Origin of the sequence: Bradyrhizobium sp. ISRA436 (assembly GCF_029910015.1) — a bacterium.
In the GTDB taxonomy this organism is placed as follows: Bacteria; Pseudomonadota; Alphaproteobacteria; order Rhizobiales; family Xanthobacteraceae; genus Bradyrhizobium.
The window spans coordinates 5,546,884-5,563,252 of sequence record NZ_CP094519.1 but is presented as its reverse complement, the minus strand read 5'-3'; the positions used below and the strand labels follow the sequence as shown (position 1 = coordinate 5,563,252).

General features: G+C 57.8%; 14 protein-coding genes and 2 pseudogenes. 6 read left to right on the top strand and 10 right to left on the bottom strand.

Going from position 1 to position 16,369, the window contains the following annotated elements:
• Window positions 1–955: 955 nt before the first annotated feature.
• From MTX23_RS26120 to MTX23_RS26110, 3 genes and pseudogenes are all read left to right on the top strand, one after another.
• A pseudogene (locus tag MTX23_RS26120) lies at window positions 956–1,143 on the top strand (hypothetical protein); the annotation flags it as partial.
• Between the two features lie 911 nt (window positions 1,144–2,054).
• A complete protein-coding gene (locus MTX23_RS26115; RefSeq protein WP_280973079.1) occupies window positions 2,055–3,116 on the top strand; it encodes a GFA family protein in 1,062 nt (353 codons plus the stop codon).
• Window positions 3,117–3,162: 46 nt separating this feature from the next.
• Window positions 3,163–3,828: a 2OG-Fe(II) oxygenase gene (locus MTX23_RS26110; RefSeq protein ID WP_280973078.1), complete on the top strand. Its 666-nt coding sequence runs from the start codon at window positions 3,163–3,165 to the stop codon at window positions 3,826–3,828.
• Between the two features lie 89 nt (window positions 3,829–3,917).
• Here the strand turns inward: MTX23_RS26110 and MTX23_RS26105 are convergent.
• The 3 genes and pseudogenes from MTX23_RS26105 to MTX23_RS26095 form a co-directional block, all read right to left on the bottom strand.
• Window positions 3,918–4,139 (bottom strand): annotated as a pseudogene (locus tag MTX23_RS26105) (IS1 family transposase); the annotation flags it as partial.
• Window positions 4,140–4,238: 99 nt separating this feature from the next.
• The gene (locus MTX23_RS26100; protein WP_280978197.1) at window positions 4,239–5,270 is read right to left on the bottom strand and encodes an ImmA/IrrE family metallo-endopeptidase; all 1,032 of its coding nucleotides are present in this window, start codon (window positions 5,268–5,270) and stop codon (window positions 4,239–4,241) included.
• Window positions 5,271–5,311: 41 nt separating this feature from the next.
• On the bottom strand, window positions 5,312–5,929 hold the full coding sequence (locus tag MTX23_RS26095) for a hypothetical protein (protein WP_280973077.1): 618 nt from the start codon (window positions 5,927–5,929) through the stop codon (window positions 5,312–5,314).
• 140 nt (window positions 5,930–6,069) lie between these two features.
• Between MTX23_RS26095 and MTX23_RS26090 the strand changes: the two genes are divergently transcribed.
• Together MTX23_RS26090 and MTX23_RS26085 are read left to right on the top strand one after the other, a co-directional pair.
• Complete coding sequence (locus tag MTX23_RS26090) at window positions 6,070–6,366, top strand: type II toxin-antitoxin system HigB family toxin (protein WP_280978196.1); 297 nt, start codon at window positions 6,070–6,072, stop codon at window positions 6,364–6,366.
• On the top strand, window positions 6,366–6,749 hold the full coding sequence (locus MTX23_RS26085; RefSeq protein ID WP_348637516.1) for an XRE family transcriptional regulator: 384 nt from the start codon (window positions 6,366–6,368) through the stop codon (window positions 6,747–6,749). Before MTX23_RS26090 ends, MTX23_RS26085 begins: the two co-directional genes overlap by 1 nt.
• Window positions 6,750–6,924: 175 nt before the next feature.
• Here the strand turns inward: MTX23_RS26085 and MTX23_RS26080 are convergent, their stop codons facing one another.
• Together MTX23_RS26080 and MTX23_RS26075 are read right to left on the bottom strand one after the other, a co-directional pair.
• Window positions 6,925–8,235, bottom strand: coding sequence for a hypothetical protein (locus tag MTX23_RS26080; protein WP_280973076.1), 1,311 nt, complete (start codon window positions 8,233–8,235; stop codon window positions 6,925–6,927).
• A gap of 175 nt (window positions 8,236–8,410) precedes the next feature.
• Window positions 8,411–9,946 (bottom strand): AMP-binding protein, encoded by a 1,536-nt coding sequence (locus MTX23_RS26075; RefSeq protein WP_280973075.1) that lies wholly within the window; start codon window positions 9,944–9,946, stop codon window positions 8,411–8,413.
• Window positions 9,947–10,176: 230 nt separating this feature from the next.
• On the opposite strand from MTX23_RS26075, the gene MTX23_RS26070 reads away from it, so the two are divergent.
• Window positions 10,177–10,578, top strand: a complete 402-nt coding sequence (locus MTX23_RS26070; protein ID WP_280973074.1) for a hypothetical protein — start codon at window positions 10,177–10,179, stop codon at window positions 10,576–10,578.
• Window positions 10,579–11,189: 611 nt separating this feature from the next.
• Here the strand turns inward: MTX23_RS26070 and MTX23_RS26065 are convergent.
• From MTX23_RS26065 to trpD, 5 genes are all read right to left on the bottom strand, one after another.
• Window positions 11,190–12,314: a M20 family metallopeptidase gene (locus MTX23_RS26065; protein WP_280973073.1), complete on the bottom strand. Its 1,125-nt coding sequence runs from the start codon at window positions 12,312–12,314 to the stop codon at window positions 11,190–11,192.
• A gap of 635 nt (window positions 12,315–12,949) precedes the next feature.
• Complete coding sequence (locus tag MTX23_RS26060; protein WP_280973072.1) at window positions 12,950–13,474, bottom strand: flavin reductase family protein; 525 nt, start codon at window positions 13,472–13,474, stop codon at window positions 12,950–12,952.
• A 227-nt stretch (window positions 13,475–13,701) separates the two neighbouring features.
• The gene (locus tag MTX23_RS26055; protein WP_280973071.1) at window positions 13,702–13,890 is read right to left on the bottom strand and encodes a hypothetical protein; all 189 of its coding nucleotides are present in this window, start codon (window positions 13,888–13,890) and stop codon (window positions 13,702–13,704) included.
• A 37-nt stretch (window positions 13,891–13,927) separates the two neighbouring features.
• On the bottom strand, window positions 13,928–14,737 hold the full coding sequence (gene trpC / locus MTX23_RS26050) for an indole-3-glycerol phosphate synthase TrpC (protein ID WP_280973070.1): 810 nt from the start codon (window positions 14,735–14,737) through the stop codon (window positions 13,928–13,930).
• 15 nt (window positions 14,738–14,752) lie between these two features.
• A complete protein-coding gene (trpD, locus tag MTX23_RS26045) occupies window positions 14,753–15,766 on the bottom strand; it encodes an anthranilate phosphoribosyltransferase (protein ID WP_280973069.1) in 1,014 nt (337 codons plus the stop codon).
• Window positions 15,767–16,369: the final 603 nt, after the last annotated feature.

The window sequence follows — 16,369 nt, the reverse complement described above, 5'->3', positions numbered from 1 at the left end:
GAGGCCGCACTCGACCAGGTGGTCCTCCGCATAGAGGTGTTTGTCGAGCGAGTATTGGACGGACCGCGCGGAGAGGGAGGTGGCATGAGCGTATGTCGGCTGCTGCGCCGCGGACGTCATCTGTCGCGACATCTGCGATAACTTCGGTTGGGCTCTCTCGAGCGACGAGTTCGCTTGGGGAGCGGCACCTTTTATCGGGATCTGGATCCCCTGTTGTCACTGGGAGGTGCGCGACTAGATTAATCTTGCCGCTTGCTCGCCACCAGGGCCGCTCCTCTAATCGTGCTCGTCGGCTGTGCGAGCTGCATGCCCAACAAATTGCTATTGATTGGCGGCGCCTTACAAGCGGGCGGCGACGGAAATATCCGTCGCTGCCCCATCAAATTGAAGGCAATCCGCCTCAGATCCGTGATGCCGTCAGATTGTCAAAATTGACGGAATTGCGAGGGCGCCGCGACGCTTGTGGCGGTCAGCGAAGGCAAATATCGCGCAATATACGCGCACTCTCGCAACACTGATGTCGTTTGCGGGTTCTTACTTTCCTCTTGCAAACCTGCCTTGTCCCGCGAGGTGCGCCGTATACCTATCCGGTTGATACCCGCACCAAGTCGTGCCACTGTTGTCACTGGAGACGCCGCAATGACCGAATCTGTTCGAAGCGCAGAAATGCTGCGGCTCGCGGCCAAATACGTCTGGTGGACGCCCCCCCGACATCGTCGTGTCCGAAGGAATGTCAAGGCTCGTTGCCAATGTGATGGAGATGGGTACGTGGGAAGATGGCACCGCGCTCATCGAATGCGTCGGAGTTGACGCGTTCAAGGAGGTTCTGAAATCTCCGCCAGCCGGCGTAATCTCCAATCGATCGCTCGCTTTTTGACATTTTCGATTGGGCGAATGTGGAACATCGCCGAGGTCGAGTCGCCGGTTTTCCTGAAACTGGACTTGCTCATCGTGCCACGGCGTCAGCCCGCAGCACCTGCAAGCGTGCCTCAACGAGCTCAGCTTCCGGTTCGGCTATTCTGTCCGTTTCACGGCTTCCGCGCTCTGCTCGGGGTCGCTGGTGAAGCCGGCGCGCCGGCTTACGAAGCGCCTCATTGGGGCGAGGGGCATCCTACATATCGCCAGATGAGTGAAAGAAGCTGATCGGGCTCTTGCTCGTCGTGAGGGCGCAGGCGCTAAATTCACCGTATCTTGTTTCCCCATGAATGGCGTCCCCTGCGCCAGCAAGTGGACTGTGCGTTCATGTGTCCGATTCCTCGGGCTAGTTGGTGATCTGTGAGCAGCGCTTTGAGCACCACGATTTCAACTACCTCTGGTTAGCGGAAGTGGCAAACCGTCGCTTCTTAGCCGTCGCCATTGTTCACTTTCTGACCGCCCATCAATCCTGTCGGATTCAAAACATTTGGCGTGATCGGTTAGTTGCGCACCTTCAACGCATACTCAGTGTCTTACAATGTGAGGACGGGTTGGCACGGCGGTTGCTCTGAGCATGCTACAACGCGGAATGAGGCGAGGGCATGCGGAGGCGCGCCGCTTTCCTTCATCTTAATGCGTCTCACATGCGTGCAACTTTTCGCAAAGCTGCCGATAGGAGAGTAACATTGCTGCCTGCCGCTCGTCCCGATCTGCAAACATGCGGCACACCGATAAGGAGGTCGAACTGACCAAGACGCTGGCCACGAAGCTCAGCCGCAACTCGCTGCAACGCGACAACGTCGTGAGACATGTGGACTTGCATCGCGCGATGCATGGGCCGACCGGGCGATCACAGCCGCAAGCACACATGTCGGACGACGTTCTACTGGTCTCTTTGGCTCACCACGATCTCTTGCCAACCGCCAGAGCTATTGAAAACGAAAGGCACCCATCTTGGTTAGCTCCTGTTTTGTGTCTTTCCCGCTTATCCAGGGAAAGCTCTCGTGCATAGTTGGGGTCGCATGACGTCGTCTCTCGCTTCTCACTCTAAGATGCAGCAACCTTCCGGGCTATCAGCCGGCGATCACCCGGTGCACCAAGCTCGGGCCAGGTTCGGCCCCCATCCGTTCGCTGCGGAGATGTCCAAAGAGCAGCTTGCGACCCTACTGCCTGAATACTTCGCGATGTCACAGGCGTTTCCGTATCTGCAATCGGGATCACAAAGCGATCTCATCTTCGATGCAATGCATCGCAATCGAAGCGTGCCGAAGGACGTTGAATTAACCAGCGTGGTCGCAAATTTCATCTGCTGGGACGAGACGGGAGGCCATGGTCGCGTTCTCAAAGGCGGCAACGCTGCGTTGCCCGATATTCTGGACACAGACAGCTTTCACGCCAATCTCTTTAGAAGAGACGCGTCGCGGCTGCTCGGCCGGCCGATACAGCCTAGTTACAGCTCCACGACGCGCCGGTACCTGCGAGCGCTGTATCATGGCTTGTCATCTACAGACGCCATAGTGCGTTGCGCCTACATGGTCGCGTTTGAGCTGCACGCTGCCGAGATGATCCAGGCGCTGTGGGGCAGTGTGGTTAAAACCTTTGATGTTCGCTCTGACGACCTTGAGTATTTCCGAATCCACGTCGGTGGAGAGGATCCCGCGGAGAAGTACCATGGTGAGATGACAAGCCGCCTTATCAGCGAACTGGTCCCCATCGACGCCTATAGCCGTTTCTCAGATGAGTACGATCGTGCGTACCGCCTCAACTTGGAATGGTGCCGCAACGTCGCTCGATCCGGCTCTCCTGGTGGAGACGATCGGCTCGAGATTGAGCATTACGGTCGCTGCCACTGCGGATCTGTCAAATTTTGCGTCCGTGCGCCGCAGGACGTAGCTGCAGTGAGCTGCAATTGCTCAATCTGCGATATGTCCGGATTTCTGCACCTGCTCGTTCCTGGCGACAAGTTCAGAATCGAGTGCGGCGAAGAATTCCTAACGACATACAAGTTCAACAGCAATATTGCTCATCACACCTTCTGTCGGATTTGCGGCGTAAAGCCATTTTACCGGCCGCGGTCAAATCCTGCAGGATTCAGTGTGAACGTTCGCTGCCTGGATAAGACCACCATCGAAAGCATCACAGTGGATGAGTTCGACGGTGAGAATTGGGAGCAGGCGATCCGCTCATGGCAGATACAGTAGGCTTCCCTAAATTCGAATCGTTGAATGAACCTGAAAGGCGTGCACAATGAACGATAAATCCAGCCTGCTTATAGAAGAAGCTCTCGCGAAATACCGAGGCGAGCTAAGAGATAAAGGTACCGTCCTGGTTAGTCCCGGGGTGCTCTTCACCCAAGACGACCTGGCGGAGATCAATCAGCTGCAGTCAGATATCCCTGAAGAGGTGGTTCTACAGGGAGATGCTGGAGACTCTCACAATCTGTTCGTGAGGCGGCTCCGCACAGATCACCCCGGCCGTCGTCCCAGCAACGTAAATGGGAAATCATCAGCGCGGATCATCGAACTTCTCGAAAGGAAGGACCGTAGTTCCGTGCTTAAGAAGATCTTCGGAGCATCGTCAGAGTACGTCGTCCGGCGATGCCAAATGCATCGCATGCCGCCTGGGTCCTTTGTCGGCATTCATTTGGATGCTGAGAGCGACCCAGACTTTGAGTATTCTGTGATTGTTCAGCTCGCGAAAGACTTCGAGGGTGGTGAGTTCGTCGTATATCCAACCGGGCGCGAGCCCGAAATATTTCGTCCATCGCTAGGTACGGTGGTTATCACCACGTGCAAGTTCCGCCACGAGGTCAAGCCCGTGCATAGCGGGGAACGCCGCTCATTGGTGTACTTTTGTTCGAGGCGCGGCGGTGCAAACCGCCGGATGATCGAAGACGTCGTAGTTGCCGGATAATCCAGGCCAGCTGAGAGGAACGGTCGGATTCGGATCCGGACGAGGACGATTGATGTATGCCGGCAATCTCTGGCATGCTGAATAGGCTCGAGCTGGGCCTTCAAGTCGTGCATGAACGCCGTACCGGTGTGCGAGCCACGGTTGCCCACATGCCAAGAAACGATCAGTTCGGAGTCTGGATCCATCGCGGTCCACGTCCAAACGTCGCCAGCATCGGCCGGGGCTGACTTGGCGAACTTGACATTCCTGGCCTTGGCGTAGCTGAACGACCAGATTTCATCACACTGGACCGGCTTTGAGGGCACGTTGCGCCGGTTGCGTCATACCCCTCGCGGATTTGGACGCGGGTTTGGAGCGACAGCTTGTTCATGCCCCGAGTATTTATGCTTAGCGTCAATGTGAAAATTCATTTACTTGACTTCCCGCAACTCCCTCTCTCCCGGACGGCTCTCCGGACCTGCTAGGTTCCAAATCAGTCCTTCAAGCTCATCAAGGGGCAAATGGAGGCTTTTTGCGATGTCGTTCTTCGTAGTTCTCTCGCTCCATAGCTGTGTAAGCACCTTTCGCCAAATTGCTGACGTTTCTCTTTGAATGCCATTCGGTTCTCCGTCGCGATATCCCCATTTGCCCAAGTCCATGATGATCGACTTGTAACGCCAGTCTGACAGCATGCCTAAGGCATGCAGACGATATGAGAGAGCCATCGCGGAAACGCGCCACCTGGACTTCGCTCCTAAGATCGCCTGCGTGGAGATTGGTCTTTGAACTTGGGCCCGCACATCTCTTGAAGGCATCAAAAATGCGGACGCGAAACCGTTGGCCTCTCGTTCGGCAGCTCTCGTTTCTTTAGGGTCACCGTGCTTGTGCATTACGAGATGGCCAAGCTCGTGAGCCGAGTCAAAAATACTGCTTTCCGCTGTCTTGAAATTGTTCAGGAAAATATACGGCTTATTATCTCGCCAGAATGAGAACGCATTGACTGACGCGGTGTTCTCGGCAAGGGAAAAAATCCGCACTCCTTTGGTTTCCAGAAGGGCCAGCATGTTGGCTATTGGGCGCTCGCCCAGTCCCCAGTGCTGACGAAGCGCCGCAGCAGCGGATTCCGGCTCGGTCTCATAGCTTAGATCTATCAAACTCGGCTGGGGAAGCTGAAAGCGCTCTTCTACCCATGCGCTCAACTGCAAGCCCATCGTGCCAGCGGCAATAGCCGCATCGCGCTCCTTCGCGCTCATTTTAGTGAAGCTGCGAAAGCTAACCGCGCCTGTGTCAATTTCTTCCGGATCACGGTCGAGGAAAAACTCACGCGGAAACTCTAAAGCCTGCACAAGTTTGTCGAATGTTGCGGCATCAGGCACGTTGGTGCCCTTCTCCAGCCGAGATATTGTTAACTCGGCTAGCCCTGTCTTTTCCGCAAGCGCTCGCGCTGTCAGCCTTCTGCGCATTCGCGCAAGGCTGAGCCTCCTAGGATTGAACATCTACTTACTCAGAGCTTGCGCGCAATCTGCGGATCAAATTCGACGGGCGCGTCCGGTGTATCTTGCAGGAGCCCAGTCCCATCGTCGTCAGCTCCGTAGGAAAGATAGATGCGCTCGATCATGGCTGTGAATCCACCGCCTTTCACCACAGGCCTAGATAACTCAGCCGCCCCGTTTTCATCGACCATAAGGTAAAAGAACTGCCATTCCCCTTTGGGACGCGGCGCATACTGGGGAAGCTGCTCGAACAATCCGGGCTCGGATGCTCGCTCAACACCGCTTCCTTTCTTCGTTCTTGGTTGAGGTTTATGGAAATCCACGCAGGCAAGATCGACGTTGCAGAAACTCACCACCAGTTTGAGTCTGTCGTTCCGGATCGTTTCTACCCCATTGGTCCGATCCACTCGCCAATCGGCTCCGACGAAGCGGTGTCGGAGCGCCCAAATGCCGTGGTGATATGAGAACGTGCCGGGTGCGTTGGCGGCATGGAACGCCGTCGCATTGGCCCTTTCGTGCACTGCAATATCACGAACCTCTAGCAACTTATTCTTGTGGAGAGTTAGTTCCTGCAACCTAGGCGTCACTTCCCAAGGCTCGCGCAGTATGATGGCTTGGACGATATCCATAGAGCCCTCGATGTTGATTTTCTCGCCCTACAAGTAGGTCACAAAAATCAACATTACAAGAGGCCGCCACGAAACCCACGAAAACCGTTCCCACGTTGGGAATTTTTAAATTGATCCCATATTGGGAACATGCTATGGCAATGAACGTAATAGCGAGGAGGGCGCTCAAAGTCTTTTGGGAGCGGTACCCCCAAGCAGAGACCCCTTTGGGAACTTGGTACGAAATCGTTTCCAAAGGTAACTGGGGTGGCCCAGCAGACCTGAAGACGGCATTTGGGAACAATGTGGACTTTGTTGGAGATAATCGGGCCATTTTCGATATCGGCGGCAACAAGTACCGCCTCGTGGTCCATTTCTCCTACAAGTTCAAAACCGGCCTGATCAAGTTTGTAGGCACGCACGACGAGTACAACGGAATTAATGCGGAGACTGTGTGATGATGGACGTAAGGCCTCTCCACAACGAACAGGACTACGACTGGGCGATCCGCGAAGTAACCCGTTATTTCGAGGCAGAGCCCGCTCCAGGCACGCCCGATGGTGATCGTTTCGAAGTCCTTTCCTCACTTATTAAGGAGTACGAGGATGGGCACTTTTCCACGCCTCGCGGCGACCCGGTAGACGTTCTCCATTTTGCGATTGAGTCTATGGGCAAATCTCAAGCCGAACTCGGCAATCTTATCGGGCGCAATCGCGCATCTGAAATACTGAACCGAATTCGACCTCTAACGCTGGAAATGATCCGCACCATTAGCAAGGAGTGGAACATTCCAATTGATGCCCTGACGGCTCAATACGAACTAGCCCGCGCATACGCCTAAATTTTGAAGGCCCCGCTTAGGCGGCGCCCTTTTCTTAATTGGCCAAAATACTACTTGCCCCAACGCTTTGACGACCGGGGCCAGACAGATCAAGCAGGCACGACCCAGCGGTAGATACCCGATTTGTGGGCGTTCGTGCTCAACCTCGGAAAGAGTCGCCGTGATCCAAATCGGATTATCTCGGTAGTCGATACTGCAAATTGCGAGCCGACAGCCTGTCGTGCGCGATCACCAGACACTCTACCGTGCCTGCATCTTGGTCGGCGGCGAGCGGAATGAGCCCTTCCTTGCGTGTGTCGTCGAACAGCCATCCCCTCTTGGCGAAATGGTCAATTGCAGCTCGCAGGGAGCTTGATCGAACGTCCCGTACAGACGAAACCACGTAGGAATCAGAATAGTCGGAACCGAGCAGCCGGGCTGCGATGCTGTGCAACACCGAGCCTCCACCCCACCGGCCGTTCGCCTCATTGAACAGCAGTCGACCGTCCGTCGAGAAGATGGCGTCGATGTTGATCAAGCCGCGGTACCCCAAGGTCCGCGCCAACTCTGCAAATCGATAGGCGTGAGCGTGAGCGATCGAGCGTTGACGATTGCTCATGTCACTTGGAAGCTCGAGTCCGGTCCAGACGAGAGCTCTTTCCGACCGATCTTTGCTTCGACGCAGACGGATGTCTCCACTATTGACGTATGTGATTGCACCTTTTTCCTCGATCTCGAACTCGAGGTAGAACATGGACCGAGCCAGGTGGTACGATTCAACAACCAGCGTCCTGCATGACGGTGTTGTCATCTCGGACCAAACTGCATCGGGATCAAACGTCGGCCAATGGACTCGCCGAGTTTCTCTTGCGCCGGGGAGCGGCGTGGTCTTCTTGCTGGTTAGGACGATATTCCCCGCGCCGCCGGCTCCGTTGTCCAGTTTTAGGATCACGTTGCCGGTCTCAGACCTCAGGCGGGTAACGGCTGCGAGGAGTTCGTCCGAGCTCGTCGCTACGCATCCATTGGCCAACGGAAGGGCGACACTCGTTGCCAACTGACGAAAGTGGCTCTTGCGATTCAGTAGGTCGGGCCCTCGCTGAAGAGCGAACTTGTCCCCGTCCTTGGCTATGCCGAGCACGGCGGCCAGCCGGGCAACACCTTCAGTTGCGTAGCAGGCGGATATCTTCCAATGTGTATTCTGACGAACGATGTGGCTTATTCGTTCGACAACAGCATCGGACTGTAGGGTGACATCACAAAGGACCGGATGGTCGTGCGCGCCCTCAGGAACAAACAGCAGCAGGCTCGCAGGATCGAACTTAAGCGTCGAGCCAACGAATGACAGCAGATCTGCTGGGATGGGGATCGGCGAGACAATCAAGTCACCCTCCTGTGCCAGCCACACCGAGCGCCAGGCCGACTTCGCGGCAAGCGAAAGCTGGATCGCCGTCAAGTCGGTCCCCGACATTTGAGCCGTACCGGCGTTCATGATGAGGATCTGAGGCATCAGCTGTCTCGGGCGCTTTTGGCTTTGTTGGCCGCAGAGGGCCGCCATCCGTGACGACAAACACCTAGCCGCAAATTCGCGTGGTCTTTTTGATCGCCGCGACTTTCATCGCGGCGAGAATGAACGTCGTCCGTGCCTGGTTGAGGGATGCCGTGCCGATTCCAGGTGACGGAGTTCAATTGTTATCGCCTTGCTGTGGTGATCGCGTACCGAGTTGCTTCAGCATGAAGTGCTGGACCTTACCCAGCGCCGTTCGCGGCAATTCTTCTGTGAAAATGATCTCGCGCGGCACCTTAAAGCCGGCGAGTTGCGATCGCAGATGGGCGATCAGCGCTTCAGCCTCAATTTGTGCTCCAGCTCGTTTGATCACATAAGCGACAGGAACTTCCTCCCAGCGTGGGTCCGGACGACCGACAACGGCGCAGTCCGCGACGTCGCCATGCTCCCTGAGCACACGCTCAACTTCGGCAGGAGAGATATTCTCCCCACCGGAAATGATCAGATTCTTCTTGCGATCTTGGATCCAAAAATACCCATCACCATCGCGTCGTCCGATGTCGCCGGTGCGATACCACCCGCCATGTAGGGCCGCCTCGGTTGCTTGTTTGTCACCCCAATATCCGCAGAAGACGTTGGGGCCGCGCACCACGATCTCGCCTGGGCTATCCGGGGGCACCGTGGTGCCGGCATCATTGATGATCGCTGCTTCACAGCATAGACCGGGCAAGCCGCTCGAACCCTCGTGCGCAGGATCGCCGCCAAGCTTCGTATAGACAGCAATGGGGCAGGTCTCCGTCGAACCGTAAACCTCCAGAACCGGCACCCCCCGCGCGGCAAAACGGTCGGTAAGATGCCGCGGCACCATCGTTGAGCCGGTGCAAATTGCTTTCAGCGAGGACAAGTCCGTCGTCGGCCATGATGGATGGTTTGTGAGGGCCTGAATCGCTGCCGGCACCAATGCCGCAAGCGTCGGCCGATCGCGCTCAAATGCAGCGAGCGTCGCCTCCGGCGTAAACCGCGCGTGGAGAGTGATGGTCGCGCCATTGTGCAAGGCTGGCGTTGTCTGGATATTGAGGCCGCCAACGTGAAACAGCGGCAATACTGTCAAGACATGATCCGACGAACTGAGGTCATGCATGTGCTGACTCATGACCCCATTCCACAGCAACGCGTCCTGCCGTAGCACGGCGCCTTTCGGCCGACCGGTGGTGCCGGAGGTGTAAACAATGAGAAGCGGGCAGGAGAGGTCCGCACCCGGATTGCGACCATCGCCGGGGGCACGGTCCAGCAGGCTGTCCCACTTGCTGCCGCCGGGAGGCGCAAAATCCAACCCGACAACGGCGGTATCAGGCGATTTCTGTGCAAGTGCGGGCAGCAGACCGTCGAACGCCTGCTCGAGAAGCAGCACCTTGGCCCCGGCGTCGGACAGGATGAAGAGCTGCTCGGTGACAGCAAGGCGCCAATTCAACGGCACGACCATGGCTCCGAGCCGTGCACAGGCATAAAGCAGCGCCAGATAGTCAGGCCGGTTGAAGCTGAGAATCGCGACCCGGTCGCCTTTATCCACACCGAGCCGGCTTTTCAAGGCGCCAGCGATCTGCCCGATCCGTTGATTGAAGGCCGCATAACTTAAAGTCTCGCCCTCGAAATGGATCGCCGGCCTGTTGGGAGCGAACGCCGCATTACGCTCAATCAGTGTTGCGAGATTCATTTCCGTTCCCCTGGATCGGTCCATGCGCGATCAGGCCCTTCCTGAAATTCTTTGGAAAGTCTGTTGATGGTGATGCTATTGTGTTGATAGGCATCTCAGATGCGGACGATCGTCAGACTGTCTCAGTGAATGCCAGTCAAACGATGTTACAATCGTTTCGGTGAAGGGCCCTCGAGAGCTGGTGATCCGGACGCTTCATTTCGCGCTGAGGGTTGCTCAACGGATGTTGAGTGCATCTGTCCGTAATGATAGGCGCACCACGACGAAATCTTCTTGCCCGGCTTTCTAAGTACAGGTTCGCCGCACATATACGCCTCTCTCTCATCCTCATCTTTGAAACCGACAATGGCCCGGCATTGCCCCTCAGTATGGTCGATCAAGAGAACCTTCCTGGCGCCATCGGGTTTTTTCACTTTGCTGCTCCGATCTGCCAAGCAATCGAAGCGCCGCTTATGCAGAGCGGCCCTTTCAACCTAACGCGGTTGAAAATCTCCACAGTAAGACCGATCGTCATGGATTTGCGCGATAGCAGCACCATACCATTGCTCATCGACCGCTGTGAGCGGCATGTTCGCCAAACTCGTTTCGAGGCGCACGTCGGCTGGCAAAGGTGCTTGTGTTCGGATGTGTGAAACGGTGGACCCGCGCAGAATCTCTCAGGCGATGCCGATCGCAGCGGGCATATGGCCTCGGTTCTGGATTGCCCTGTCTTTCACTATCGTTCGCCAATAACGGCGCCGCAGTTGACGATCGATGCATCACCATGTCGGCAAGCTCGATGTCGGGATCCAGTGTCAAGATGAGATCTCGTGGCGTCAGTCTTTCAATTTGGGGCATTCGGAATCCTTACCTCGATGCAAGTCAAAGACTGGCCACCTCAAGAACGTACAATTTAACGTTACGTGCGATTCAAGTCCCTCGGAGCTGGTCATGTGGAATATCTACAACCGGACGTGGGAAACGCGACAAGAAAGCTGGATGATCCCAACCCTTTGGCGCGAGCCCGAAGCAGTCCGTTCGCCGCTCGTGTGTGCTGGGACGGCGGTAGCGAATTCCAGGACACAACCGTGCACGATTTGCTGCGTAACCTGCGATGGTCAAAACGAGTGCTCGGCGGTCGTAAGTCAGGCTAGTCGCGACGAGCGAAAGGCACGTCGCCTTCTGGTGTTTCCCGCACTAGCGTCCGCGTTGTCCGGTCGTCCCCTGGGCGCGTCATGGTCGCCGGCATCGCGTGGAGCAGCGATCATCGCAGCGTCTGATAGAGGCGATGCAGGAGCCGCGCGCGCGGCTCGAGCGAGGAGATATAGAGCTGCTCGTAATGGGTATGCGCACCCTTGCCGTCGACGCCGAGACCGTCGAGGGTCGCGGTGTGCGGCGCGGTGAAATTGCCGTCGGAGCCGCCGCCGGTGAAGACATCGAGCAGATCGAAGCCGAGCTCGGCGGCGACCGTCCTGGCGTGCTCGTAGAGCGCGGTGCCGGAATTGCTCTTCTCATAAGGCGGACGATTGAGCTCGCCCGCCACCGTCACGGTGACGCCCTCGGTGCGCGATGTGATCCCGAGGATCTTCGACACCAACTCGTCGGCGTCGGCCATCGTCGGAACGCGCAGGTCGACTTCGGCATAGGCCTCTTCGGCGATCACGTTCGGCTTGGTGCCGCCGCGGACCACGCCGACATTGACGGTGATGCCGCGCTCGAGGTCGTTCATCGACTCTAGCGTCTGGATCACGTTGCCGAGCTCGCGGATCGCACTGCGACCTCCCTCGGGGGACGCTCCGGCATGCGCCGGCGCGCCCTTGATGAACACGTCGAACCGCGCGACGCCCTTGCGCCCGGTGACGATCTTGCCGCCGGCGCGCGCTGGTTCGGTGACCAGCACGTATTTGGCCTTGCGGCCCTCGGCCTCGATCAGCGCCCGCGAGGTCGGGCTGCCGACTTCTTCGTCGGAGACGTAAAGCTGGGTGATGCCGAGCGGCGCGCGTGCATCGTCGGCGCAGATTTGCCGGAAGGCGTGATAGGCGAGATAAGCGCCGCCCTTCATGTCGTAGATGCCGGGGCCGAACGCGCTGTCGCCGTCGATCCTGAACGGCAGCCGTTCGATGAAGCCCATCGGGTGCACGGTGTCGAGATGGCTCAGCACCAGGATGCCCGGCGCTTCCTGGCCCCAGGACGAGCGCGCGACCAGGTGATCGCCGCGGCCGTCGCGCCCGGCGATACGTTCCACGGTGGCCGGCAGATCGCGATAGCTTGAGGCGACGAGGTCGGCGAGCTTGTTGACCTGATCGGGCCGTTCGGTCGGCGACTCGATCTCGACCCAGCGGCGGATGCCGTCGAGGATCGCGCCTGATTGGAACCGGTTGCTCGACATGGATGTTGTCGCCGCCTGTGAAATGAGATTGTCATTGCGGGCACGAGATCATGATACGATTCGCCTGGTCCCAACCATGATGTCCCGCGACGATACGTTCCGCTCGCAACCCGTTACCGGCCGAGAGTGGCCCTGTCGGCGGAAACTGATGTTACTTACTTGCCGGCAGGAACGGAGCTGTCAACGTTGGTAGGTGTCGACGCAAATCATGCAGGACAGATCTGACTCGCTCTCGAAATGAGCGATAGCGTCTCCGACCTTAGGACCTTCTTTCGATGTGTGCGCGAATCGCATCCGCGTCGACGTCAATCCAGCCGTACTCGCGAGCGCTCGCCACCATCTTGCCATAGGCCACTTGCCAGGCTTTGCTTTCCTTGGGGCAACCGGACAGCGTAGGCACCAAGTCGACAGGGACAAGCGCATTGCCTTTGTCAACGAGGGTGATGCCCCTCAAGGCTTGAGTGTTAGAGCAAGTGAGCCCTTCAGCACGAGTTTGAATCCGCCAAAGTCCAAAGGATCCACCAACTGTACGCCGCTTTCGGGTGAGTATTCTATGATCATTTGCTCCGGTCCTCATTGCGGTCTTCAACGTGATTGAGCCGGCTGCTCGTCCGCCTCTTGCGTGCAAAATGCATTCAATCTTCCGGTATGGTTCGAAGCGTACCGCGGAAGTTGATCAACGGATCGCCCTGGCCTGGCCGGGTCGCGACAATTCGTCCGACAAAGATGGTATGCGTGCCAATCCTCTTATGGTCATGCAAGATGCACTCGAGCGTAAACATCGCGCTTTGCAAAAGCGGTACGTCGAGAATACCCTGATTCCACTGCGCCGAAACGAAACGGTGAACTCCTTTCGCGCCATCCCGCCCCCCAAACCGCAGCGCAAGGTCTTCCTGATCGCTGCACAGAAAACTCACTCCAAAACTGTTGTTGGCGAATATCGCGTCATGCGTCTCGGAACTGGCGTTAATGGCGACCAGAAGACAGGGAGGCTCCATGCAGATCGAAGTCACAGAACTGACTGTTAACCCGCGCCGCCTGACGGCCGCTCCAGTCGTCACAATCGCGACGCCACTCGCCAGATTTCGCATAGCCTGGCGGAACTCGATCGCCTGGACCGACGGAATATCGTGCATCTTGAAAGGGGACCGGCAGCTCATGATGATTGGCCTGTAAAGGGGCGTCGAGTTGGCTGTCTCATTCGCCGCGCGGAGAGTGCCGTGGTGGCCGTTCTCGAACTCGCGGTTCGGCGTACGGGCTCATGACCGCCTTCTGGCGGCAATCGGCATCAGAGCGCGCCTGCCAGGTCTGCAAGTGTTTGGCGGCGCCATGTGAGGCCGATTCCGATATTGGACCGCCGTTCGTGTTTCTCTTCGTATAAGGGGCATCATCGCACCGGTTGCGTATCCAGAACGCGCTGTTTTGCCGCGCACAGATGCTCATCGAGCGTGATGTGCAGCGTGCCCCGCAGCTCCGGCGGGATCGAGCCATCTGTATCGATCAGTTCTCGAAACTTTCGAATAATGTGTTCTATCTTCGCGATCGATCCGAGAACTTCCAGCGTTTGCCATGACATCGTCGATTGTCTCCTTTGACGCACTGCGTGTCTTTCACTAAGTTGTAATGGCTGCCATCGGCGCCAGCAGCGAACGTGTTGCGGTGCGTACATCAGCTTGCCGCATCAAGCTCTCACCGACCAGGAAGGTCGAAATCCCAACACGCGAAAGCCTCGTAAGATCGCCGGGCCCGAGTATGCCGCTTTCCGAGACGATCAGACGATCTTTCGGGATGAGCGGTGCCAGGGTCTCGCTCGTTGAGAGCGTGGTTTCGAACGTGCGCAAATTGCGATTATTGATGCCGATCATCGGTGAGCGAAGGATGAGAGCACGGTCGAGTTCCGCGACGTCGTGGATCTCGACCAGCACGTCCATGCCGTGCGTTAGGGCAGCGGCTTCGATATCGCGCGCGGCAGCGGCCTCCAGCGCTGCCATGATGATCAGGATGCAGTCGGCGCCATGGGCGCGTGCCTCGGCCACCTGATAGGTATCGAACATGAAGTCCTTCCGCAGCACCGGAAGAGTTGTCTGGCTACGCGCCGCCACCATGAAATCGAGATGTCCCTGGAACGATGGCGTATCGGTCAGGACAGAGAGGCAGGCTGCGCCACCCACCTCATAGGCTTGCGCGAGCGCAGGAGCGTCGAAGTCGCCACGAATGCAACCCTTGGAAGGCGAGGCCTTCTTGATCTCGGCTATGAGAGCATGCTCGCCGGAAGCCTGCTTATTGCGGATCGCATCGACAAAGCCTCGGGGAGGCTGCGCTCGCTTCGCGAGTGCCTCGACGTCCGGAAGCGGTAACGCCCGTTTGGCAGCTGCAATTTCCTTGCGCTTATAAGACTCGATCCTGGTCAGAATATCGGACATCGGTCGGCTCGGCAGTTAAGCGTTGGAGACCGCTATCAGACGTTTCAATCGTGCGGCCGCGGCGCCGCTGTCAAGCGAGCGCTGGCCGAGCGCAACGCCCTCCTCCAAAGTCGCAGCCCGGCCGGCTACGATCAACGCCGCGGAGGCATTTAGAAGCGCGACGTCGCGATAGGAGCCTGGTTTGCCATCGAGTACGCCTTTGAGCGCTACCGCATTGGCATCGGCGTCGCTGCCTTTCAGTGAACCGACGTCACAGCGGGCCAGACCAGCGTCTTCGGGCGCTACTTCGAAGGTGCGGATCGCACCCGCATCAAGCGCGGCAACAAATGTGGAGCCGGTGAGAGTGATCTCATCGAGCCCGTCTGAGCCGTGAACCACCCACACCGACGTAGCGCCGAGAGTCTTCAACACCTGCGCCAAAGGCTGCACCCACTGGCGCGAAAATACTCCGACGATCTGCCGCTTGACCCCAGCAGGATTGGATAGTGGTCCGATCAGATTAAAGATCGTGCGGGTGCCAAGTGCGGTCCGAATTTGTCTAACGCGCTGCATGGCCGGGTGATGGGTCGGCGCAAACATGAAACCTATGCCGGCCTCGTGCAGACAACGACCAACGGCTTCCGGCTTGAGGTCAATCTTCACGCCAAGGCGCGCCAAAACGTCCGCGGCGCCTGATCGCGAGGACACCGCGCGGTTGCCGTGCTTGGCCACGGGAACGCCGGCGCCGGCAACGATAAAGGAGGCGCATGTCGACACGTTGAGCGAGCTAGAAGCATCGCCACCCGTGCCCACGATGTCGACGGGATCGCCCGGTACGCTCACCGACAGCATTTTGCTTCGTATCGCTGACGCCGCCCCGGTGACTTCTTCCACCGTCTCGCCGCGCACCCGCATTGCCAGCAACAGTCCGCCGATCTGCGAGGGCGTCGCCTGGCCTGACATGATGATGTCGAAGGCGATCGCAGTCTCCTCGCGGGTCAGGGTGGCACCGCTGGCGAGTTTGCCAATGATCGATTTGAGGACGTCCATCGTGCTCCAGAGCGTGCCTAGTTGTCCCAATTAGCCGTATGCGCATGCAGCCCCATCGATCGGCTAGCCGGCCTCATCTCCTGGTCTGATGACGGAAGTGGCGAGCTACCCGTCACCCGAACATAGACTCAGCTGACGCGCCTTCGACGGATGCGCGGTGTTAGCTTGATCCCAGGAGCGCTGTGAAAGCTACAACCTGACGTTACGTCAAATTCAAGCCCTTCCATTCCAATCTGGCGGTGGGTCGGTGCAAAGCGCAAGGGTGGTCGCGAACGTTGCAATCTGATCGGTGGGCTGGACTGGTGCCGTTCGAGTAGGTCATCATCCGACCGAGGTCGCCAAATGAAAATTGTGATACGGGGAGCGAAACGGAGAGGTGGATCATCAAGGCGGTGGCCGGCTTTCCGGTCTGACCGACGCCGGTTCTGCTGTGTCGGCGCGCTGCGAACGACGTCGCGACGCTGCAGACAAATTGCAGGCACGTTCGACAAGCCGCGTGCGGATAGCTTGGCGATCCGTTCATCGCTGCATTCCGCCTGACGCATCGACCGTGCCGCCCTCGCGAACCGAAGGTCGCATCCAGCGGCACCGCCTACCCAGATC